General features: G+C 71.7%; 17 protein-coding genes, 1 rRNA gene and 2 riboswitches. Of the genes, 14 read left to right on the top strand and 4 right to left on the bottom strand.

Features of this window, described 5'->3' with window-relative positions:
• The 12 genes from rrf to ABT048_RS40090 form a co-directional block, all read left to right on the top strand.
• A 5S ribosomal RNA gene (gene rrf / locus ABT048_RS40145) occupies window positions 1–92 on the top strand; the annotation flags it as partial.
• A gap of 98 nt (window positions 93–190) precedes the next feature.
• Complete coding sequence (gene clsA, locus ABT048_RS40140) at window positions 191–811, top strand: cardiolipin synthase ClsA (protein ID WP_350526592.1); 621 nt, start codon at window positions 191–193, stop codon at window positions 809–811.
• Between the two features lie 124 nt (window positions 812–935).
• Window positions 936–3,431, top strand: coding sequence for a sugar phosphate nucleotidyltransferase (locus ABT048_RS40135; RefSeq protein ID WP_350526591.1), 2,496 nt, complete (start codon window positions 936–938; stop codon window positions 3,429–3,431).
• A gap of 195 nt (window positions 3,432–3,626) precedes the next feature.
• The gene (locus ABT048_RS40130; protein ID WP_350526590.1) at window positions 3,627–4,718 is read left to right on the top strand and encodes a DUF881 domain-containing protein; all 1,092 of its coding nucleotides are present in this window, start codon (window positions 3,627–3,629) and stop codon (window positions 4,716–4,718) included.
• Window positions 4,715–5,047, top strand: a complete 333-nt coding sequence (locus ABT048_RS40125) for a small basic family protein (RefSeq protein WP_030062488.1) — start codon at window positions 4,715–4,717, stop codon at window positions 5,045–5,047. Before ABT048_RS40130 ends, ABT048_RS40125 begins: the two co-directional genes overlap by 4 nt.
• 337 nt (window positions 5,048–5,384) lie before the next feature.
• Window positions 5,385–6,266, top strand: a complete 882-nt coding sequence (locus ABT048_RS40120; RefSeq protein WP_502894136.1) for a DUF881 domain-containing protein — start codon at window positions 5,385–5,387, stop codon at window positions 6,264–6,266.
• A 226-nt stretch (window positions 6,267–6,492) separates the two neighbouring features.
• Entirely contained in the window at window positions 6,493–7,374 is an 882-nt protein-coding gene (locus tag ABT048_RS40115; RefSeq protein WP_396546177.1) for a double zinc ribbon and FHA domain-containing protein, read from the top strand.
• Between the two features lie 179 nt (window positions 7,375–7,553).
• Window positions 7,554–8,249 carry a transcriptional regulator FtsR gene (ftsR, locus tag ABT048_RS40110; RefSeq protein ID WP_350526594.1) on the top strand — a complete coding sequence of 232 codons (696 nt, stop codon included), beginning with the start codon at window positions 7,554–7,556 and terminating at the stop codon, window positions 8,247–8,249.
• A 97-nt stretch (window positions 8,250–8,346) separates the two neighbouring features.
• Window positions 8,347–8,823 carry a bifunctional nuclease family protein gene (locus ABT048_RS40105; RefSeq protein WP_030062493.1) on the top strand — a complete coding sequence of 159 codons (477 nt, stop codon included), beginning with the start codon at window positions 8,347–8,349 and terminating at the stop codon, window positions 8,821–8,823.
• 223 nt (window positions 8,824–9,046) lie between these two features.
• Window positions 9,047–9,688 (top strand): MerR family transcriptional regulator, encoded by a 642-nt coding sequence (locus ABT048_RS40100; RefSeq protein WP_350526589.1) that lies wholly within the window; start codon window positions 9,047–9,049, stop codon window positions 9,686–9,688.
• Window positions 9,689–9,799: 111 nt separating this feature from the next.
• Window positions 9,800–10,510: a SanA/YdcF family protein gene (locus ABT048_RS40095; protein ID WP_350526593.1), complete on the top strand. Its 711-nt coding sequence runs from the start codon at window positions 9,800–9,802 to the stop codon at window positions 10,508–10,510.
• 66 nt (window positions 10,511–10,576) lie between these two features.
• Window positions 10,577–12,022, top strand: coding sequence for a DNA polymerase IV (locus tag ABT048_RS40090; protein WP_350526588.1), 1,446 nt, complete (start codon window positions 10,577–10,579; stop codon window positions 12,020–12,022).
• A gap of 194 nt (window positions 12,023–12,216) precedes the next feature.
• Here ABT048_RS40090 and ABT048_RS40085 read toward each other — a convergent pair whose 3' ends face one another.
• Window positions 12,217–13,713: an MFS transporter gene (locus tag ABT048_RS40085; RefSeq protein WP_350526587.1), complete on the bottom strand. Its 1,497-nt coding sequence runs from the start codon at window positions 13,711–13,713 to the stop codon at window positions 12,217–12,219.
• 214 nt (window positions 13,714–13,927) lie between these two features.
• Window positions 13,928–15,040: a PRC and DUF2382 domain-containing protein gene (locus tag ABT048_RS40080; RefSeq protein ID WP_350526586.1), complete on the bottom strand. Its 1,113-nt coding sequence runs from the start codon at window positions 15,038–15,040 to the stop codon at window positions 13,928–13,930.
• A gap of 223 nt (window positions 15,041–15,263) precedes the next feature.
• A riboswitch (glycine riboswitch) is annotated at window positions 15,264–15,366 on the top strand.
• A gap of 1 nt (window position 15,367) precedes the next feature.
• Window positions 15,368–15,502: riboswitch (glycine riboswitch) on the top strand.
• Between the two features lie 103 nt (window positions 15,503–15,605).
• On the opposite strand from ABT048_RS40080, the gene gcvP reads away from it, so the two are divergent.
• Entirely contained in the window at window positions 15,606–18,506 is a 2,901-nt protein-coding gene (gene gcvP / locus ABT048_RS40075; protein ID WP_350526585.1) for an aminomethyl-transferring glycine dehydrogenase, read from the top strand.
• A gap of 121 nt (window positions 18,507–18,627) precedes the next feature.
• Here gcvP and ABT048_RS40070 read toward each other — a convergent pair whose 3' ends face one another.
• Together ABT048_RS40070 and ABT048_RS40065 are read right to left on the bottom strand one after the other, a co-directional pair.
• Window positions 18,628–18,819: a DUF5999 family protein gene (locus tag ABT048_RS40070; RefSeq protein ID WP_030256473.1), complete on the bottom strand. Its 192-nt coding sequence runs from the start codon at window positions 18,817–18,819 to the stop codon at window positions 18,628–18,630.
• Window positions 18,820–19,355: 536 nt separating this feature from the next.
• Window positions 19,356–19,928, bottom strand: coding sequence for a hypothetical protein (locus ABT048_RS40065; RefSeq protein WP_350526584.1), 573 nt, complete (start codon window positions 19,926–19,928; stop codon window positions 19,356–19,358).
• 382 nt (window positions 19,929–20,310) lie between these two features.
• On the opposite strand from ABT048_RS40065, the gene ABT048_RS40060 reads away from it, so the two are divergent.
• Complete coding sequence (locus ABT048_RS40060) at window positions 20,311–21,816, top strand: glutamate-cysteine ligase family protein (protein ID WP_350526583.1); 1,506 nt, start codon at window positions 20,311–20,313, stop codon at window positions 21,814–21,816.
• Window positions 21,817–21,904: the final 88 nt, after the last annotated feature.

Here is a 21,904-nt window from a genome sequence, read left to right as displayed (position 1 = left end):
CGCCCGGTTACATTCCGAACCCGGAAGCTAAGCCTCACAGCGCCGATGGTACTGCAGGGGGGACCCTGTGGGAGAGTAGGACGCCGCCGAACAATTCTTCGAGAGAAGCCCCCGCCGGGTGAACCGGACGGGGGCTTCTCTGTTGTAAGGTCAATGTGCATTGTCGTCACGACGGACAGGAGGCCCCCGGGTGGAGGTCCAGGAGACGCGGGTCCAGACCGATCGCGTCCTCACCATCCCCAACCTGCTGAGCATGGGCCGGCTGGTCGGCGTCCCGCTTTTTCTCTGGCTCATTCTGTGGCCGGTCTTCGGCGGGCCCAACAATGACGGCTGGGCGCTGCTGATCCTGATGCTCAGTGGAATCAGCGACTACCTGGACGGAAAGCTCGCCCGGCGGTGGGGGCAGATCAGCCGGGTGGGGCAGTTGCTGGATCCGCTGGCCGACCGGCTCTATGTGCTGTCCACGCTGGTCGGATTGACCTGGCGTGAGATTCTGCCCTGGTGGCTGACGGCGATTCTGCTGGCCCGGGAGCTTTTCATCGCCGCGCTGCTGCCCATTCTGAACAAGCACGGGTACGGCCCGCTGCAGGTGAGTTTCCTGGGGAAGGCGGCGACCTTCAATCTGATGTACGCTTTCCCGCTCCTCTTGCTGGGCAGCGTGGACAGCTGGTTCGCGCGGCCGGCCGAGGTGGTGAGCTGGGCCTTCATCTGGTGGGGGACCACGCTGTACTGGTGGGCCGCCATTCTTTACGCGGTGCAGGCGCGGCAGATCGTCAAGGGGCGTCCCGCGGGCTCGGCGTCCGCAGTCTGAGACGTGATCTGAGAGAAGCCCCACGCCTCATCGGTGCGTCGGACGATACCTTCCGGGTAGAGAACCCTCTGGAACGGTTTGATGGACCTGCTGGTCCACCACCGCGAAGGAGGACGCACCCGTAATGAAAGCCGTTGTAATGGCAGGGGGCGAGGGGACTCGACTCCGCCCGATGACCTCCAGCATGCCGAAGCCGCTGCTTCCGGTCGCCAACAGGCCGATCATGGAGCACGTGCTTCGGCTGCTGAAGCGGCACGGTCTCTCCGACACCGTCGTCACCGTGCAGTTCCTTGCGTCACTGGTCAAGAACTACTTCGGTGACGGCGAAGAGCTGGGCATGCATCTGACCTATGCCCACGAGGAGACACCACTGGGCACTGCGGGGAGTGTCAAGAACGCCGAGGACGCACTCAAGGACGACTCGTTCCTGGTGATCTCCGGTGACGCGTTGACCGACTTCAATCTCTCCGAATTGATCGACTTTCATCGCAGCAAGGATGCTCTGGTCACCGTCTGTCTCACCAGGGTGCCGAATCCACTGGAGTTCGGTATCACCATCACGGATGACGACGGACGGGTCGAGCGATTCCTGGAGAAGCCGACCTGGGGGCAGGTCTTCTCCGACACGGTGAACACCGGTATCTACGTGATGGAACCCGCGGTCTTCGACTACGTCGCAGCGGGTGAGTCCGTCGACTGGTCGAGCGACGTCTTCCCGCAGCTCCTGAAGGAGGGCAAGCGGGTCTACGGCTACGTCGCCGAGGGCTACTGGGAGGACGTGGGCACGCACGAGAGCTACGGCAAGGCCCAGGCGGACGTCCTGGAGGGCAAGGTCGAGGTCGAGCTGGACGGGTTCGAGATCTCGCCCGGCGTGTGGGTCGCCGAGGGGGCCGAGGTGGACCCCGAGGCGGTGCTCCGCGGGCCGCTCTACATCGGGGACTACGCCAAGGTCGAGGCCGGCGTCGAGATCCGCGAGCACACCGTGCTGGGCAGCAACGTCGTCGTCAAGCGCGGTGCGTTCCTGCACAAGGCCGTGGTGCACGACAACGTGTACGTCGGGCCGCAGAGCAATCTGCGGGGCTGCGTGATCGGCAAGAACACCGACGTGATGCGGGCCGCGCGGATCGAGGACGGGGCGGTGATCGGGGACGAGTGCCTGGTCGGCGAAGAGTCGATCATCGGGGCGAACGTCCGCGTCTACCCGTTCAAGACCATCGAGGCCGGCGCCGTCGTCAACACCTCGGTGATCTGGGAGTCGCGCGGTCAGGAGCACCTCTTCGGCGTCCGTGGCGTCTCGGGGATCCTGAACGTCGAGATCACCCCGGAACTCGCCGTCCGGTTGGCCGGGGCGTACGCGACGACCCTGAAGAAGGGGGCGACCGTCACCATTGCGCGTGACCACTCGCGTGGTGCGCGTGCGCTCAAACGGGCGATGATCTCGGCGCTGCAGACCTCGGCGATCGACGTCCGCGACCTGGAGAACGTGCCGATGCCGGTGGCGCGACAGCACACGGCCCGGGGGAGTGCGGGCGGGATCTTCCTGCGGACCACGCCGGGGGTGCCGGACTCGCTGGACATCCTCTTCTTCGACGAGCGCGGTGCCGACCTGTCGCAGGGCGGGCAGCGCAAGCTGGACCGCGTGTACGCGCGCCAGGAGTACCGGCGGGCCTTCCCCGGCGAGATCGGGGACCTGACCTTCCCGTCCAGCGTCTTCGACTCCTACGCGGGCAACCTGCTGCGGACGGTGGACACCACCGGGGTCCGGGAGGCCGGGCTGAAGGTGGTGGTGGACACCGCGCACGGCAGCGCGGGCCTGGTCCTGCCGAGCATCCTCGGGCGGCTCGGGGTGGAGGCGCTGACCGTTTCCAGCGGGCTCGACGAGGCGCGGCCGACGGAGGACGCGGAGACGCGGCGGGCGGGGCTGGCCAGACTCGGTGAGCTGGTGGCCTCCTCGCGGGCGGCCTTCGGGGTCCGCTTCGATCCGGTCGGCGAGCGCGTCGCGTTCGTGGACGAGCTGGGCCGGGTGATCGACGACGACCGGGCGCTGCTGGTGCTGCTGGACCTGGTGGCGGCCGAGCGCCGCAGCGGGCAGGTGGCGCTGCCGGTGACCACGACCAGGATCGCCGAGCAGGTCGCCGCGTACCACGGCACCCAGGTCATCTGGACCACGACGACGCCGGACGACCTCGCGAAGGCGGCCTCCGCGGAGGGCACGGTGTTCGGCGGGGACGGACGCGGCGGCTTCGTGGTGCCCGAGTTCAGCGGAGTGCTGGACGGCGCCGCGGCCTTCGTCCGGCTGGTCGGCCTGGTCGCGCGGACCCAGCTCACGCTGAGCCAGATCGACGCGCGGATCCCGCAGGCGCACATCCGGCGCCGCGACATCGCGACGCCGTGGGCGGCGAAGGGCATGGTCATGCGCTCGGTGGTGGAGGCGGCCGGCAGCCGGCGGCTGGACACCACCGACGGCGTCCGGGTGGTCGAGGCGGACGGGCGCTGGACGCTCGTGCTGCCGGACCCGGCCGAGGCGATCACCCACCTCTGGGCGGAGGGCCCGGACGACGAGGCCACCGAGGCGCTGCTGGACGAGTGGGCGGCGGTGGTCGAGGGCGCCGGGCGGTGACGGCCCGGGTCTGAGGAGCGAACCGGCCCGAGGACGGAACGACCCCGATCGGCGGGGCGCACGGCATCGTTCGTGCGCCCCGCTGTCCGTTTTCACATCAATCGGAACAATTCGTCACTTCCGCCTTGTGTGCAGCGTGTGTGCAGCTCAGGGGCCGTGCACGGACCCCCTCGCCGTCATGGGACGATGGTCTGCATGCCAGCGACGCCGACACCGAGTACCCCGAACGGGCGGTACAACCGCCCGGACGCCTCGATGTCCCTGCTGACCAACGTGATGGACCACAGCCTGGACGAGGGCTACGCCGAGGCGGCCGCGGCCCGCGGTGGTGCCCGCGACAGCCGGATACCCGGGACGCTCCAGGGCCTGCTCACGCTGGGCGCCGGTCTGGCGCTGGTCGGAGCGGTGGTGACGGTGGGCGCGGTGAACGCGCACAAGGCCGAGCCGACACTGGCCAAGGAGCGGGACGCGTTGATCCACCGGATCAACGACAGCAACACCTCGGCCGACCAGCTGCAGAAGCAGGTGCAGGAGCTGCGGCGGAAGGTCGACAACACGCAGCAACAGGCGCTCGCCTCGGGGGACGGTGACACGGGGGGTCTGAGCGGCGCCGTGGGCCTGGGCGAGGTCACCGGGCCGGGAGTGAAGCTGGTCCTGGAGGATGCCGCGGGGACGGGCCTGGGCGGCAACGTCGACCCGCGGGCGGGGCAGGGCTTCTCCAACAGCGGCCGACTGCGGGACCGCGACCTGCAACTGGTGGTGAACGGCCTCTGGGGATCCGGCGCCGAAGCCCTCGCGATCAACGGCCAGCGGCTCACCGCGCTCTCCGCGATCCGGGCCGCCGGCGAGGCGGTGCTGGTGGACAACCGGCCGCTGGTGCCCCCGTACACCATCCAGGCGATCGGGGACGGGCCGAAGCTCCTCACCGCCTTCGAGAACGACATGGCCGGGCAGTACCTGCGGCTGCTCCAGGAGAAGTACGCCATCAAGTCGACGCTCTCCACGCAGAAGAGCCTGACGCTTCCGGCGGCGGTGGGGGTGACGCTGCGGACCGCGCAGCCGGTCACGCCCGAGCCCTCGCCGCCGGCGACACCGTCGGCCACGGCCACGGCGAGCGGAACGGCCTCGCCCGGCCCAGGAACCCCGGAGGGCCCGGGCGCGTCCGTCTCACCGTCGGCCTCATCGAGCCCTTCACCATCCGCGACCAGCGGTGGTCAGAACCCCAAGCGGCGCCCGTCGACCGGATCCGCCAAGACCACGACAGGGACAGGAGCAGCCAGACCGTGATTGCCGTACTGGGTCTTGTGATCGGGGTGGTCGTCGGCCTGTTCGTCCAACCCGAGGTGCCGGACGCCGTCGTGCCCTACCTGCCGATCGCGGTGGTCGCGGCCCTGGACGCGGTGTTCGGCGGCGTCCGGGCGATGCTCGACGGGATCTTCAACGACAAGGTCTTCATCGTCTCGTTCCTGTCGAACGTGGTGGTCGCGGCCCTGATCGTCTTCCTCGGTGACCAGCTGGGCGTCGGCTCGCAGCTGTCCACGGGTGTGGTCGTCGTCCTCGGCATCCGCATCTTCTCCAACGCGGCTGCGATCCGGCGCCATGTCTTCCGTGCCTGAGCAGGGCCGCGAGGAGGCGGCGCAGGAGCAGCGGGACGCGGCGGTGGCCGAGCGGGCCGCTGTGCGGACCGTCGCCGGGCCGGCCGCGGAGCCGACCGTGGAGTCGGACGGCAGGACTTCCGAGGAGTCCGTCGTGACGGCCGCCGAGGCGCCCGAGCCGGAGTCGGGCGGGGAGGCCGGGCCGGACGGGTCGGCGGAGCCGGACGAGGCTGCTGAGGAGGCCGGAGCGGCCGTCCCGGCTGCGCGGGCCGAGCCGGTCGGGGATGCCGCGGAGGAGCCGACGGAGGACCCGGCCGAGGAGAAGTCTGACGCTGAGGCCGAGCTTGAGGCCGACTCGATCCCGGAGCCCACGCTGCGGCTGGTGAAGCCGGTCCGGCCGGAGCCGAAGGCCGTCCCCGCGCCGCAGGCCGAGCCGGAGTCCGAACCGGAGCCTGAGGGTGAGCCCGGCCCCGCAGCGGCGGAGCCCGGCGAGCAGGAGCCCGCCGTGGACGGGAGCGCCGGCCGGCGGCGTCTGAAGGCGGCGCTGTGGCCACCGCGACTGTCCCGCGGGCAGCTGGTGGTGGCACTGCTGCTGTTCTCGCTCGGTCTGGGGCTGGCCATCCAGGTGCGGTCGACCAACGACCACCACAGCCAGCTCCGGGGCGCCCGGCAGGAGGACCTGGTCCGGATCCTCGACGAACTGGACAGCCGTCAGCAGCGTCTCCAGCAGGAGAAGGCGGAGCTGGAGCAGTCCCTGGCGAAGTTGGAGAACAGCTCCAACCAGGCCAAGGAGGCCCAGGAACAGACCAGGAAGAAGGTGACGGAACTCGGCGTGCTCGCCGGTACCGTCAGAGCCACCGGTCCGGGCATCGTACTCACGGTCGATGATCCCCAAGGGCAGGTGAAGGCAGATATGCTGCTGGACACCCTGCAGGAACTTCGAGCGGCGGGGGCGGAGGCGATTCAGATCAACGATGTGCGCGTGGTGGTCAACACCTACTTCACCGACCTCTCGGGCGGTGGGGTGCAGATCGACGGGAAGAAGGTCTCGCAGCCCTATCGGTTCACCGTCGTGGGGAACCCGCAGGATCTGACACCCGCGCTGAACATCCCGGGAGGGGTCGTCCGCACGCTGGAGAGCCACCAGGCGCGGGCGACGATCACCCAGCAGCAGAAGGTTGTCGTGGACGCCCTCGTGGATCCGAAGACGCCGCAGTACGCCAAGCCGGCTTCGAAGTGACGAGGCGTCCGACGAACGGCCCGTCACGGGCCGGCGGCACCCGGTGCGGGGCGCCGCCGCCACGTGGGCGAGACTGGTTCGCACCAGTACGCTCCGGATCAAGAACCGCAGCACCAACTGTCGGAGTACCACTCAAGCGGGCCCGAGCCGCAACCGGGCTCGCAGCCTGTCCGAGGTTCTCACCCTGCCCCGCGGGCGGGTCTGTCACACGCAAGGGGATTCGCCCGTGAGTTTCTTCTCGAAGTTGTTCGGTCGCAACAAGGACAACGACGCGGCCGCCGTTGAGGCGCCGACCGCGCGGCACCGCCGGCCGGAGGACGAGCCCGCCGTGCCGGGCATGCGACCCGCCCCCGAGGCCGCGCCGTACGCCGGCCAGCAGCTGTTCCGGGACGGCGGCGCCGCCCAGTACGCCGGGAATCCGGCGGGCTACGGCGCGTCGGTTGACCCCTCCGGTGACCCGCGCATAGGTTTCCCGTCAGCACCCTCAACCTCTGGTGGAGGGTTTGCCCCGGACCCGTACGCCGGGCACAACCCGTCGGGTGTGCCGCGCCAGGAGGCTGTGAACATGGCTGGCCCCTCTCCGTGCCCCAGGTGCGGCAACCAGAACCCGGCCGCGGCCCGGTTCTGCTCCAACTGCGGTACGGCGCTGCGCGGCGGTCTGCTGCCGGAGGGGGCGGCGGAGACCACGTCGACCATCTCCATCTCCGGCCTGGAGTCGTACGACCCCAACACCACGACCGGCACCGGCGCCACGCCGGCCCTGTCGGCCGAGGTGCTGTCGGCGATCGACGCCCTGCCGCCGGGCTCGGCCCTGCTGATCGTGCAGCGCGGCCCGAACTCGGGCAGCCGTTTCCTGCTGGACTCGGACGTCACCACGGCGGGGCGCCACCCGCAGGGTGACATCTTCCTGGACGACGTGACGGTCTCGCGCCGCCACGTGGAGTTCCGCCGCACCCCGGCCGGCTTCAGCGTCGCGGACGTGGGCAGCCTGAACGGCACCTACGTGAACCGGGAGCGGATCGACGAGGTGTCGCTGAACAACGGCGACGAGGTCCAGATCGGGAAGTACCGGCTGGTGTTCTTCGCCGGCCACAACCGGGGGTACTGAAACCAACGTCGGCAGGAGCCCGAGTGAATACGAATACCCCTTCCTCTTCTCTCGGGGCGGCCACCCCAGCTCCGTCCGGTCCGCAGGCGGACCGCGGCGGGCGCGGGGTGGTCGCGGGCCCCAGGCAGCCGGTCCGCACGGACCGGCCCGCCGGTCGGCGGCGCGGCGGTGACGAACTGCTGAGCATCGGCGCGGTGCTGGCCTTCCTGCGCGACGACTTCCCCGAGGTCACCATCTCCAAGATCCGCTTCCTGGAGGCGGAGGGACTGGTCGAGCCGCAGCGCACGCCCTCGGGGTACCGCAAGTTCAGCCCGGCCGACGTCGAGCGGCTGGCCTACGTCCTGCGGATGCAGCGGGACCACTACCTTCCGCTGCGGGTGATCCGCGAGCACCTGGACGCCATCGAGCGCGGCGAGAGCCCGCCGGCACTGCCCGCCCCGGCCGACAGCCGGCCCGGGCCGTTGGAGGAGGCGGACCGCGAGCTGGTGGCCTCCGCAGACGTCCCCTCCGGGGTCCGGCTGGGCCGTGCCGAGCTGCTCGCCGCCGCCGAGGCCGGCGAGCGGGAGCTCGCCGAGTGGGAGTCCTACGGGCTGGTCGCACCGGGCCAGGACGGCGGGTACGACGGCGAGGCGCTGCAGGTGGCCCGGCTGGTCGCGGAGCTCGGTCGGTACGGCCTGGAGCCGCGGCACCTGAGAGCCATGAAGGCGGCGGCCGACCGCGAGATCGCGCTGGTGGAGCAGGTGGTGGCGCCGCTGCGCCGGCACCGGAACCCGCAGACCAGGGCCCATGCCGAGGCCACCGCGCGGGAGCTCGCGACGCTGTCCGTCCGCCTGCACGCGGCAATGGTCCAGGCCGGTCTGCGGACCCGCGGGTAGCCTCCCGGGCGGCCTCCGGGCAGCGGTGGCACCGCGCTGACCAGCGGCGTCCGCTCTGCGCTTTCATATCCGGGACCGGAGCCATAGGGTTGCCTGTGTGAATGAGCTCGACGTCGTGGGTGTCCGAGTGGAGATGCCTTCCAACCAGCCGATCGTGCTGCTGCGGGAGGTCGGGGGAGATCGCTACCTGCCGATCTGGATCGGCCCCGGCGAAGCGACCGCGATCGCTTTCGCCCAGCAGGGCATGACGCCGGTGCGCCCGTTGACGCACGACCTCTTCAAGGACGTCCTGGAGGCGCTCGGCCAGCAGCTCACCGAGGTGCGGATCACCGATCTGCGGGAGGGCGTGTTCTACGCCGAGCTGGTGTTCGCCGGCGGGGTCGAGGTGAGCGCCCGGCCGTCCGACGCGATAGCGCTGGCGCTGCGGACCGGTACGCCGATCTACGGGAGCGAGGAGGTGCTCGCCGAGGCGGGCATCGCGATCCCGGACGAGCAGGAGGACGAGGTCGAGAAGTTCCGGGAGTTCCTCGACCAGGTGTCGCCCGAGGACTTCGGGGGCGGCGGCCCGCAGTAGTGGGGACCGGCTGAGCGGGCATTCGGCTTATCGTTTTGCCAAAAACCGTCGACCTACCCAGACTAGGGGCACGAAAAACCACTCTCCTGAGTGATGTGGTTTGTCTGGCCCGGCGTGGCGATCGTTGACGGGTCATAGGGGACTGCCTACCGTCAGGAGTGGCTGTCCGGGTGGCCGATGCCCGCAGTCGGGTTGCCCGCAGCACAAGTGGACGGAGGCAGGCATGAGCAGCACCGGCGATGACGCCGTGGGAGGCCTGTGCGCCGTGCACGTGCCGCGCACCGCCCGCACCGTCACGGACCTTCCCCGGGTGAGCAGGTTCCCCGCCGTACAGCCGGGGCAGCCGGCCATCGAGCGGCTGGCCCCGACGTCGGAACTGATCGGCTTCCGCGGCCCGACGGCCTGTGCGGCAGCCGGCATCACCTACCGCCAGCTGGACTACTGGGCCCGCACGGGCCTGCTGGAGCCCAGCGTCCGGACGGCCTACCCGGCGACCAGCCAGCGGCTCTACAGCTTCCGCGACGTCCTGCTGCTGAAGATCGTGAAGCGGCTGCTCGATGCGGGTGTGTCGCTGCAGAACATCCGGGTGGCCGTCGCCCACCTGCAGGCCGCCGACCAGGGCGGCCTCGCCGGGATGACGCTGATGTGCGACGGCGCGACGGTGTACGAGTGCACCACGCCGCAGCAGGTGGTGGACCTGCTGAAGGGCGGTCAGGGGGTCTTCGGCATCGCGGTGGGAGCGGTCTGGCGGGAGCTGGAGCTGACCCTCGGGCGGCTTCACGCGGAGCGCACGGACACCGGCGAGACCGTGGTCGGGCAGGACCCGGCCGACGAACTGGCCCAACGGCGCAACCGGGCGGTCTGAGCAACGATTCGACGGGGCCGCGGGCCCGGACGGGGAACCGTTCGGGCCCGCGGCCCCGTCGTGTTGGCTGGCGAAACGATCGAGGGAGGGCACGTGGGGGTCGGCACGGGGATGGCGGGGCTGCTGCGGCGCAGGGCCGTACTGTCGGGGGCACGGCTGCGCCAGCGCAGGACGCAGCGCAGGGTCTTCCAGGTCGGGGCGCTGCTCTGTTCGCTGGCACTGGCGCCGAGCGCCTGGGTGTGGTTCTCCGCGGGTGACCGGGTGGGCACGGTGGAGAGCGCTCCGTCCGCGCCGGTCGCGGTGGTCTTCGGCGCCGGGCTGGACCAGGGCAAGCCCTCGCCGTACCTGGAGCACCGGCTCGTGGCGGCGGTGGACCTGTACCGGGAGGGCAAGGTGCAGGCGATCCTGGTGACCGGGGACAACGGGCGGACCGAGTACGACGAGCCCGACGCGATGTTCACGTACCTGACCACGCACGGGGTGCCCGCGGAGCGGGTGGTGCGGGACTACGCGGGCTTCGACACCTGGGACTCCTGCACCCGGGCGCACCGGATCTTCGGGGTGGACCGGGCGGTTCTGGTCAGCCAGGACTTCCACGTCCGGCGGGCGCTGGCGCTGTGCGAGGCGGCGGGCATCCGCTCCTACGCGGTCGGGGTGCCGGAGTTCCACGACGAGACTTGGCTGTACGGCGGGGCGCGGGAGGTGGCCGGGGCGGGCAAGGCGGCGGTCAACGCGTGGCTGCGGCCGGACCCGGTGTTCCTCGGGCCCAAGGAGGACGGCATTCCGAAGGCGCTCGCGGACGCGGCGAGGACGCAGCCGTAGGCGGCCGCCCGCCGGGCCGCGGCCGGGTTCGCACGCACTGTCGGACCCGTGCGCGATGATCGGCGGGTGCGATCACTGCCGAGCATCATCCACCTCGACATGGACGCCTTCTTCGCGGCGGTGGAGCAGGCGGCCAAGCCGAGCCTGCGCGGCAAGCCGGTGATCGTCGGCGGGCTCGGCGGGCGCGGGGTGGTCTCCACGGCCTCGTACGAGGCGCGGAAGTTCGGGGTGCACTCGGCGATGCCGATGGCGCAGGCGCGGCGGCTCTGCCCCAACGCGGCCTTCCTGTCGGGCCGTTTCGAGGCCTACCGGCACGTCAGTGAGATCGTGATGGGCCTGCTGCGGGAGCTGTCGCCGCTGGTGCAGCCGCTCAGCCTGGACGAGGCCTTCGTGGACCTGGAGGCCGGTCCGTACGGCCCGGTGCTGGCGGAGACGGACCACGAGACCGGCGAGCGGCTGGTGCTCGCGCTGGCGGAGGATCTGCGGGCGGACATCGAGCGGCTCACCGGGCTGACCGGCTCGGTGGGGGCGGCGGGGTCCAAGCTGATGGCCAAGATCGCCTCCGAGCAGGCCAAGCCGGACGGCCTGGTGCTGATCGAACCCGGGCAGGAGCGCGCGGTGCTCGGGCCGATGCCCGTCCGGGCCCTGCCGGGGATCGGGCCGGCCACCGAGCAGGTGCTGCGGCGGGCCGGGCTGAACACCGTGGCCGACCTCGCGGAGGCCGGCGAGGCGGAGCTGGTGCAGCTGCTCGGGCGGGCGCACGGCGCCGGGATCCACCACATGTCGATAGGGCTGGACGAGCGGCCCGTGGTGGCCGACCAGGACGCCAAGTCCGTCTCGGTGGAGGACACCTACGAGGTGGACCTGGCCGACCGGGACCGGGTGCTGCGGGAGGTGGAGGCGCTGGCCGCGCGGTGCGTGCGGCGGCTGCGGGCGGCCGGGCGCTCGGGCCGGACCGTCGTGCTCAAGGTCCGCCGGTTCGACTTCTCGACGCTGACCCGCTCGGAAACCCTCGGCGGGCCCACGGACGACGAGGCGGTGATCACCGCGACCGCGCGCCGACTGGCCGAGCAGGTGGACATCACCGGTGGGGTCCGGCTGCTCGGTGTGGGCGTCGCCCAACTCGCCGACTACACCCAGGAGGACCTGTTCGCCCAGGCCCTGCGGGAGGAGGCGGCGGAGCACGCGGAGGCGGCGGCCGAGGCCGAGCAGGCCGAGGAGGAGCCGGAGGCCGTCGTGGTCCGGCGCTGGATGCCCGGACAGGACGTCCGGCACACGGAGTTCGGGCCGGGCTGGGTGCAGGGCAGTGGGGTCGGGAGGGTCACCGTACGGTTCGAGACGCCGTGGAGCGGGCCGGGGCGGGTGCGGACCTTCGCGGTGGACGACCCGGCGCTGGAGCCGGCCCGGCCGCTGCCGCTGCGCCGGGACGCGGACCCTGTCGGGGGCGTGGATCCGGGCGGGGGCGCAGGCCGGGACCCGGACGCGGACGGCGGGGCGGGCGAGCGGGGCTGAGAGGGGGCGCGGGCGCCGACCGGGAGGGCGGGCGCGGGCGGACGGGGCCGGGACACGAAAACGGCCCCACCCGGTGGGGGAGTACCGGGTGGAGCCGCATCACCGTGCCGGACTCCGTACGTTCGTGATGCCCTCGCGACGTACGGGGACCGGGGCCCCGCGCCCTGTCCCTGAGCGCGGGGCCGGACGCCTCGTCAGGCGTCGGTCTTCACCAGCTTGTCGCTGGAGTCCTGCTGGGCCGAGCCCTCGACGACGGTCAGGGGAGCGGCCGGCTTGACGGTGCGGATCAGGAACGGGACGACACCGGCGACGATGCAGACCACGGCCGCCGTCCAGAACGCGTGCTTGTAGGCGTCCAGGGTGGGCAGCGTCAGCGGGATCTGCGGCGGCAGCTTCATGGTGTCGCCGGTCAGGATGGCGGCCATCACGGCGGTGCCGATCGCGCCACCGACGGTGCGCAGCACCGAGTTCATGCCGTTGGCGATGCCGCTCTGCTCGACCGGCACGGCGCCGTTGATGTAGGCCGGCATCGCGGCGAACGCGAGGCCGACGCCCAGGCCGAAGATCGCCGAGGCGGTGTAGATGTCGCCCTCGTGGCTGTGCCGCAGGGCCAGGTAGGCCATCGCGATGGCGCCGAGGACACCACCGAGGACCAGCGGCAGACGCGGACCGCGACGGGCGATCAGCACCGCGCCGAGCGGGGCGGCCACCATCGAGCCGATCGCGGACGGCAGCAGCATGACACCGGCGTGCAGGACGGTGGCGGTGAAGCCGTAGTGGGTCAGCTTCTCCGGGGTCTGGGCGAAGTTGCTGATGACCATGAAGGAGCCGTACATGCCGAAGCCGATGAGCAGGCCCGCGGTGTTGGTGAAGGCGACGGCCGGGCGGGACATCATCTTCATGTCCACGAGCGGGTGCTTGACCTTGGTCTCGATGATGCCCCAGACCAGGGCGACGACGGCGGCGACGGCGAAGAGGCCGAGGGTCTTGGTGGAGGTCCAGCCCCAGTGGTTGCCCTGGCTGACCGCGACGAGCAGTGCGGAGAGCCAGCCGGCCAGGGTGATCGCGCCGAGCGGGTCGGCGCCGCCCTCCTTGTCGGTGACCGGGTCGGACGGGACGCGGAAGGCGACCAGGGCGACGGCGATCAGGCCGAAGACCAGGCCCATCCAGAAGATCGACTTGTAGTTCCAGTGCTCCAGCAGGAGACCGGTCGCGACCAGGCCGAGGCCGGAGCCGACGCCCATCGAGGCGCTGATGGCGGCGACGCCGCCGGTCACCTTCTGCTTGGGCAGCTCGTCGCGGACGATGCTGATCGCCAGCGGCATCACGCCACCGCCGGCGCCCTGCAGGACGCGGGCGACGACCAGCCACGTGAAGGAGTGGGTGGTGACCGCCAGTGCCGAGCCGGCGACCAGACCGGCCAGCGAGATCAGCAGCATCGGCTTACGGCCCCGGAGGTCGCCGAAGCGGCCGAGGAGGGGAGTCAGCACTGCGGCGGAGAGCAGGTTGGCGGTCATCAGCCAGGTGATGCTGGAGCCCGAGACGCTCAGTTCCTTGGCCAGCGAGGGCAGGATCGGGACGACCGCGGTCTGCACCACGCTGAACGACAGCATCGCCAGGATGAGGGCCGGCAGGACCCGGGTGCTGCTCTGCTTCTCGGCCGCGGTGGTGGGCTGGGGTGCCTCACTCACGGTTGCTTCCTCCCGTACATAGTGAATGAACTGAAGTAACCATGCAGGGAGATACTTCAGAGTGTCAAATATCGAGTGGTTAAGCTTTGGCAAAGGCGGAGTGCCGGGCGTCCGTCGGGCGCCTGTGGCGGGCCGGGGGTGGCCGTCGCAGCGGGTGCCCGGGCATGGGAAAAGGGCCCCGGCCGGGTGGTCGGGGCCCTCGGTGGGGTGCTGGTCAGACGAGGGGGCGCATGGCGGCGGGGCGGGAGGTCTCCGGGGCGGGAGCGGCCGGTGACGGGCGTGGGCCCTCGGCGATCTCGGCGGGGGTGTCGTCGTGGACCTCGACGTGTTCGCGGCGGACTTCGTCCCGGATCACCTCCTCGGCGGTGTAGCGCTCGACGACGAGGCGGACGCGCTCGACGGGGGCGAGGTACTTGTGCACCACCGGACGCTCCTCGCGGAGGGTGACCTCCTCGACGGCCTCGGCGATCTCCTTCTCGGTGAGGGAGGCGCGCTCGGCCTCGCCGACCGGAATCCGCTCGACCCGGACGCGCTCGCGGACCACCGGGACCCGGCGCTCGATCTGCTCGGTCGTCACGTACTTGCGCAGCTTCGCGGTGCCCACGGTGTGCCACTCGGTGGTGACCTCCAGTCGCTCCTCGCGGCAGGTGATCTCGACCGGGTCGGTGGGGGCGGGAGCGGCGGCGCCCACGGTGCTCTCGGCCGGCTGCGACTGCGGGTGCGGTTGCGGCTGCGGTTGCGGCTTGGGCTCGACGGGAGGCGTGACGGCGGGAGCGGGAGCGGGAGCGTGGGCGGGTGCGGGGGCACTGAGGGTGCGCACGTGGGCCTCCGGGGCGGTGCTGGTGTCGGTCGGGGCGGGCTCGGGCGAGCGGAGGGCGAGCGGCTTGGTGGTGGTGGCCGTGGCCGTGGCCGCAGCCGCCGCAGCCGTCGCGGGCGCGGCGGCCGGGGCGGTGCCGAAGTCGAGGTCGGACTGCGCGGCGTGGCCGCCGCTCTCACCGGCCGGGTCGTCGCTCCCCGGGGTGTCGAGGCCGTAGTAGCGGTAGAGCTGGAGTTCCTGGGCGGGGGACAGGTGCTGGCCCACACCGAAGTCCGGGGACTCCTTGACCAGCGACTTGTCGTACGGGACCCGGAGCTCTTCGCCGGAGAAGTCGCTCGTGGTGAGCGGGACGAAGGCGTCCCGGCCGAAGATGCCGGTCCGGACGGCGGCCCACTCGGGCCGTCCGGTGGCATCGTCCAGATAGACCTCGTCGACCGTGCCGATCTTGTCTCCGTTGCGGTCGACCGCCTTGTGGCCGATGAGGTCCCGGGGGTCGATGTCGGTCTGCACTCATTCCTCCAGGGCGCTGGGCCTGCGGAACCCCCGCAGGAAGGCGGCCGGAGCACCCGTTCCGTCCGCCACTTCACACCAAATGCCATGAATCGGACGGGCGCGACCGGGGTGCGCCGGACGGGCTGCGTGCTGCGCCGTCCGGGGGACGCGCGTAGACCCGGCGTGACCTGAAGCACCCGTGATCGGAAGGCCTCCCGCTGGTACCCTGGGCGGCGACCGCAGAGCCCGCTCGGGAGAGTCTCCGCCGCGAAAACCGCTGGTCGGAGCGCCGAAGGAGCAACTCCTCCCCGGAATCTCTCAGGCATCCGTACCGTGTGGGGTAGGTCACTCTGGAAAGCAGGGCAGGAGTGTCGGCACGGAAGCCGGCGACCACCACCCTCACCGACGGTGCAAGCCGACGGAGCGCTCACAGCGCGCTCCGTGCGGGCGAAGCTCTCAGGTCCCGATGACAGAGGGGGAGGCCTGTCGGGTTCGCCCGCCACGGCTGAGTTCGCTGTCCGCAGCGGGAAGGTCGGCCGGCGTGCGTACCCCCGCCGGTCCGTGACCAGGAGGCCTCGACCACATGAACGCCCAGCCGAACGCGGGACGCCCCACCGGCGCCTCGACCCTCACCGAGCTTGAGCTGGCCAGCCCCTTCGAGAACCGCCACATCGGCCCCGACGCCGCCGCGCAGGAGAAGATGCTGGCGTCCGTCGGCTACGGCTCGCTGGACGAGCTCGCCGCCACCGCCGTGCCCGAGGCGATCCGCTCCATCACCGGCCTGGACCTGCCCGCCGGCCGGTCCGAGGCGCAGGTCCTCGCCGAGCTGCGCGAGCTGGCCGGCCGCAACCAGGTGCTCCAGCCGATGATCGGCCTGGGCTACTACGGCACCTTCACCCCGCCGGTGATCCTGCGCAACGTCATGGAGAACCCGGCCTGGTACACCGCCTACACCCCGTACCAGCCGGAGATCTCCCAGGGCCGCCTGGAGGCGCTGCTCAACTTCCAGACCCTGGTCTCCGACCTGACGGGCCTGCCGACCTCCGGCTCCTCGCTGCTGGACGAGGGCACCGCGGCCGCCGAGGCGATGGCGCTGGCCCGCCGCGTCACCAAGGTCAAGGGCGGCGTCTTCCTGGTCGACGCCGAGACCCTGCCGCAGACCATCGCGGTGATCAACACCCGCGCGGTGCCGACCGGTGTCGAGGTCGTCGTCGCCGACCTGTCCGAGGGCATCCCGGCCGAGATCGCCGAGCGCGGCGTCTTCGGCGTGCTGCTGCAGTACCCGGGCGCCACCGGTGTGGTCCGCGACCTCACCCCGGTGATCGAGCAGGCGCACGGCCTGGGCGCGATCGTCGCCGTCGCCGCCGACCTGCTGGCGCTGACCCTGCTCAAGTCCCCCGGCTCGCTGGGCGCCGACATCGCCTGCGGCACCTCGCAGCGCTTCGGCGTGCCGATGGGCTTCGGCGGCCCGCACGCCGGCTACCTCTCGGTGCGCGCCGAGTACGCCCGCTCGCTGCCCGGCCGCCTGGTCGGCGTCTCCGTCGACTCCGACGGCAACCGCGCCTACCGCCTGGCGCTGCAGACCCGCGAGCAGCACATCCGCCGCGAGAAGGCCACCAGCAACATCTGCACCGCCCAGGTGCTGCTCGCCGTCATGGCCTCGATGTACGCCGTCTACCACGGCCCGGACGGCCTGGCCGACATCGCCCGCCGCACCCACCGGTACGCCGCCGCCCTCGCCGAGGGCCTGCGGGCCGGCGGCGTCGAGCTGCTGCACGGCGAGTTCTTCGACACCGTCACCGCCGTCGTCCCGGGCCGCGCCGCCGAGATCGCCGCCGCCGCCCGCGCCAACGGCATCAACGTCCACCAGGACGGCGCGGACCGGATCTCGATCTCCACCGACGAGACCACCACCCGCGAGCACCTGGCCGGCGTCTGGGCCGCGTTCGGCGTCGAGGCGGTCGAGGTCGCCGAGACCGCCGACGCGCTGCCGGGCGCCCTGCTGCGCGAGGACGAGTACCTGACCCACCCGGTCTTCCACAGCCACCGCTCGGAGACCGCCATGCTGCGCTACCTGCGCCGCCTGTCGGACCGGGACTACGCGCTGGACCGCGGCATGATCCCGCTGGGCTCCTGCACCATGAAGCTCAACGCGACCACCGAGATGGAGGCCGTGACCTGGCCGGAGTTCGGCCAGCTCCACCCCTTCGCGCCGATCGACCAGGCCCAGGGCTACCTGACCCTGATCCGCCAGCTGGAGCAGCAGCTGGTCGAGGTGACCGGCTACGACGCGGTCTCGATCCAGCCGAACGCGGGCTCCCAGGGCGAGCTGGCCGGCCTGCTGGCCGTCCGCGCCTACCACCACGCCAACGGCGACACCCAGCGTGACGTCTGCCTGATCCCGTCCTCGGCGCACGGCACCAACGCGGCTTCCGCCGTGATGGCCGGCATGCGCGTGGTCGTGGTGAAGACCCTGGTCGACGGCGACGTGGACGTCGAGGACCTGAAGGCCAAGATCGAGCAGCACCGCGACAGCCTGTCGGTGCTGATGGTCACCTACCCGTCGACCCACGGCGTGTACGAGACCGAGATCACCCAGATCTGCGCGATGGTGCACGAGGCCGGCGGCCAGGTCTACGTGGACGGCGCCAACCTGAACGCCCTGGTCGGTCTGGCCAAGCCGGGCAAGTTCGGCGCGGACGTCTCGCACCTGAACCTGCACAAGACCTTCTGCATCCCGCACGGCGGCGGCGGTCCGGGCGTCGGCCCGGTCGCGGTGCGCGCCCACCTGGCGCCGTACCTGCCGAACCACCCGCTGCAGGCGGAGGCCGGTCCGGCCACCGGTGTCGGTCCGATCTCGGCCGCGCCGTGGGGCTCGGCGGCGATCCTGCCGATCTCCTGGGCGTACGTCCGGCTGATGGGCGGCGAGGGCCTCAAGCACGCCACCCAGGTCGCGGTGCTGAACGCCAACTACATCGCCAAGCGCCTGGCGCCGCACTTCCCGGTGCTCTACACCGGCCCGGGCGGGCTGGTCGCCCACGAGTGCATCATCGACCTGCGCCCGCTGACCAAGGAGACGGGCGTGACGGTGGACGACATCGCCAAGCGCCTGATCGACTACGGCTTCCACGCGCCGACGATGTCCTTCCCGGTGGCCGGCACGCTGATGATCGAGCCGACCGAGTCCGAGGACCTGCACGAGATCGACCGCTTCTGCGACGCGATGATCGAGATCCGGGCCGAGATCGACAAGGTCGGCTCGGGCGAGTGGGCGGCCGACGACAACCCGCTGCGCAACGCCCCGCACACCGCCGCCGAGCTGGCCGGCGACTGGGCACACGGCTACTCGCGGCAGGACGCGGTCTTCCCGGCGGGCGTGAACCCGGCGGACAAGTACTGGCCGCCGGTGAGCCGGATCGACGGCGCGTACGGCGACCGCAACCTGGTCTGCTCCTGCCCGCCGCTGGACGAGTACGGCGTCTGACGGATCCGGCCGCCACGGCGGCCGGACGCACGGCAGGGCCCCGGCGGAACTCTCCGCCGGGGCCCTGCCCGTACGGCGATCGATCCGGCGGCCGCGCCCGCCGTACGGTCGGACCGCGCGGTCAGGCCGCGTGGGCGACGGGGCGGCGCGGGGCGATCACCCGGCCGTCCGGCAGCAGCTCTCCGGTGTCCTCGAACAGGACGACGCCGTTGCAGAGCAGGCTCCAGCCCTGCTCCGGGTGGCAGGCCACCGACACGGCCGCTTCGCGGTCCTCGGACTCGGCCGATGGGCACTCAGGACGGTGCTGGCACATACGCGTACCCTCGCTTCGCTCTGCGATCCTCCCCGTGGTGCGGTCGCCGGAGGTCGTACCGTCCGGAGGCCGCCGCGGTAGTCGGATCCTGTCCGCACGCCGACCAGGTGTTGACCGGCGCTCAAGTGGGTAGGACAGGTGGTCCTTCCACGCTGGTTCCCAGTGTCGGCATCTGCGGACGTGCTCGCAGGCATTTCGTGACATGCGCCACAACTCCCGGGCAGAGATCACCCGTTCAGGTGGGGCCGGCGGGAAATCGCGCACCGGTGGATCAGGTGGGGGATGGCCCGATCGGGCCATGGCGGATGCCCCGTTCGGGTGGCACCCGGCTGTCGCCCGGTGGGCAGCCCGTTCGGGTGACGTGTTCCGACCCCGGCTGCGGGCGCGGACGTGGGCGCGGGGCGGAGGGTCGTCGGGGCCGTCGGCGGCGGGGGAGAGTCGGCCGGTGCGCGGGCACGGGGAGGGCGGGCCGGCGCGCGGGCACGGCGGAGGGCCGCCGGGCGGGTGGTCCGGCGGCCCGTACGGATGCGGGCGTTTCAGGGGGAGCCGAGCAGCAGCGGCCTGACGAGCGGGGCCCGGGCGAGCAGCGGCAGGAGTTCGGCGGCGGGGTAGGCGCGGTGGGCGGTGACGCCGAGCGGGGCCGGGGCGAGCGGGATCAGCAGGTCGGCGGCCGGGCCGGTGTCGGGGCTGTGCAGCCAGAGCGCCGTCGCGTACTGGCCGGGGAAGGTCAGCAGTCGGGGCTGCTGGCGGATCCGGGAGCTCTGGGCGAGCTGCCAGGCCTCGCGCAGCGCCCGGACCGTGGAGTCGAGGTAGGGGCCGGCGGTGAAGTGGGAGAAGGTGTGGCCCTCGACGGCCTGCACCACCTCGGCGGCGGCGGCCACGTCGGCGCCGTCCTTGATCAGGAAGCGCCACCCGGTGCGGCGGGCGGCGGGGAGTTCGGGGCGCGGGCCGTCCAGGACGTGCACCGCGAGCGGATGCGCGGGGACCAGGGGGCCGGCCGGATGACGCAGCGCTGCGGCGGCGGGCTGGCGCAGCGCGGTCTCCGAGTCGAGTGCACCCAGGACCGCGCGCAGGGCGCTCGGCGGGGGCTGGGGGGTCTGCAGAGTCATGGCGGGGTCCGCCTCTCCAAGCGAGATCGGCGTGCGAGTGCGGCATACCGGCATGGCGCGGCGCGTCATCGGTGACGGGGCCTGGCCGTGTCCGGTTGTGCAGGATCGCGGTGCCGGCGCGGTCGCCGCCGTCGACGAGGGGTTCCGAGGCGGGAGCCGACCGGCCGGAGGGCTGTGCGAATTCCATCGAACAGAAGCGCAGGGTGATCTGTTTATCACAGGCGGTGGCGCCGGGCAAGTCTGCAGATGGTCTGATATTCCGTCAGTTGCCTTGCATTGCAAGCCAGTACAAGCATTCGGGTATCGATCTTCGAGGTGGGCATGATGCTTCCACGGTCGGTCGGCCGGGTGGCTCAACGGGGTGTCTCAGAAGGAGGGGACCGTGGGCGAGAAGGTCGTGGCGACTCGGGCGGATCTGGCGGACCGGCAGCTGTACCGGCGCAAGCTCCAGGCCTGTCAGGAGGCACTGGGGCGGATGCTGCGGGAGGACCGCTTCGACCGGCCGCGGGCCGTGATGGGGCTGGAGATCGAGCTCAACCTGGCCGACGAGCAGGGCCTGCCGGCCATGAACAACGCCCAGGTGCTGAGCGAGATCGGCTCCAGCGACTTCCAGACCGAACTGGGCAGGTTCAACATCGAGGTCAACATCACGCCGCACCGGCTCTGCGGCCACGTCTTCGAGGATCTGCGCGAGGAGATCGACACCGGGCTGCGCTACGCCGACCGGCGGGCCGCCGAGGCGGGTGCCCGGATCGTCATGGTGGGCATCCTGCCGACCCTGGAGCACGCCCACACCGGGCTCGACGCGATGAGCCACAACCAGCGGTACAGCCTGCTCAGCGACCAGATCCTGGCCGCGCGGGGGGAGGAGATCACGCTCGACATCGAGGGCGTGGAGCACCTCCAGCTGGAGTCCATCACCATGGTCGCCGAGGCCGCCGCGACCTCCCTGCAGCTGCACCTGCAGGTGACCCCGGAGCGGTTCTCCTCGGTGTGGAACGCGGCCCAGGCGCTCTGCGGGCCGCAGCTCGCGATCGGCGCGAACTCCCCCTTCCTGTTCGGGCGGGAGCTGTGGCGGGAGACCCGGCCGGTGCTCTTCCAGCAGGCCTGCGACACCCGTTCGGCCGAGCTCAAGGCGCAGGGCGTGCGCCCCATCACCTGGTTCGGCGAGCGCTGGGTGGACTCGGCGTACGACCTGTTCGAGGAGAACCTGCGGTACTTCCCCGCGCTGCTGCCGATCTGCGACGACGAGGACCCGCTGAAGGTGCTGGCCTCCGGCGGCGCGCCCAAGCTCGCCGAGATGCGGCTGCACAACGGCACCATCTACCGCTGGAACCGGCCGATCTACGACGTCTCGGGCGGGGTGGCGCACCTGCGGGTGGAGAACCGGGCGCTGCCGGCCGGGCCGACGGTGGCCGACACGCTGGCCAACGCCGCCTTCTACTACGGGTTGGTCCGGGTGCTCGCCGAGCAGCCCCGGCCGGTCTGGACCCGGCTGCCGTTCGAGCGGGCGGACGAGAACTTCCGGCAGGGCGCCCGGTACGGCATCGACGCGGTGTTCCAGTGGCCGCGCCCCGGACGGGCCGGGCGCGGGGGCGGGCTCCAGACGGTGTCCGCGGTCGACCTCGTGCTGGGCGAGCTGCTGCCGATGGCCTACCAGGGCCTCGACGAGTGGGGCGTGGAGCCCGCCGACCGCGACCGCTACCTGGGCATCATCGAGCAGCGCTGCCTGCGCCGCACCAACGGCGCGGCCTGGCAGAGCGCGACCTTCCACCGGCTGCGCGAGCAGTACGGGATGGACCGGCCGACGGCGCTCGCCGCGATGACCCGGCGCTACGCCGAGTACATGCGCGGCGGGGAGCCGGTCCACACCTGGCCGGTCGGCTAGCCCCGGACTTCGCACATAACGAGTTCGGATGATGTGGTGATGCGACCGGTGTCCCGGCGGGGTGCCGGTCGTTGAACCCGACGTGCCG

Source organism: Kitasatospora sp. NPDC096140 (assembly GCF_040303045.1).
Lineage (GTDB): Bacteria > Actinomycetota > Actinomycetes > Streptomycetales > Streptomycetaceae > Kitasatospora.
The sequence above is the reverse complement of the archived record's forward strand: the minus strand, read 5'-3'. Positions and strand labels throughout refer to the sequence as shown.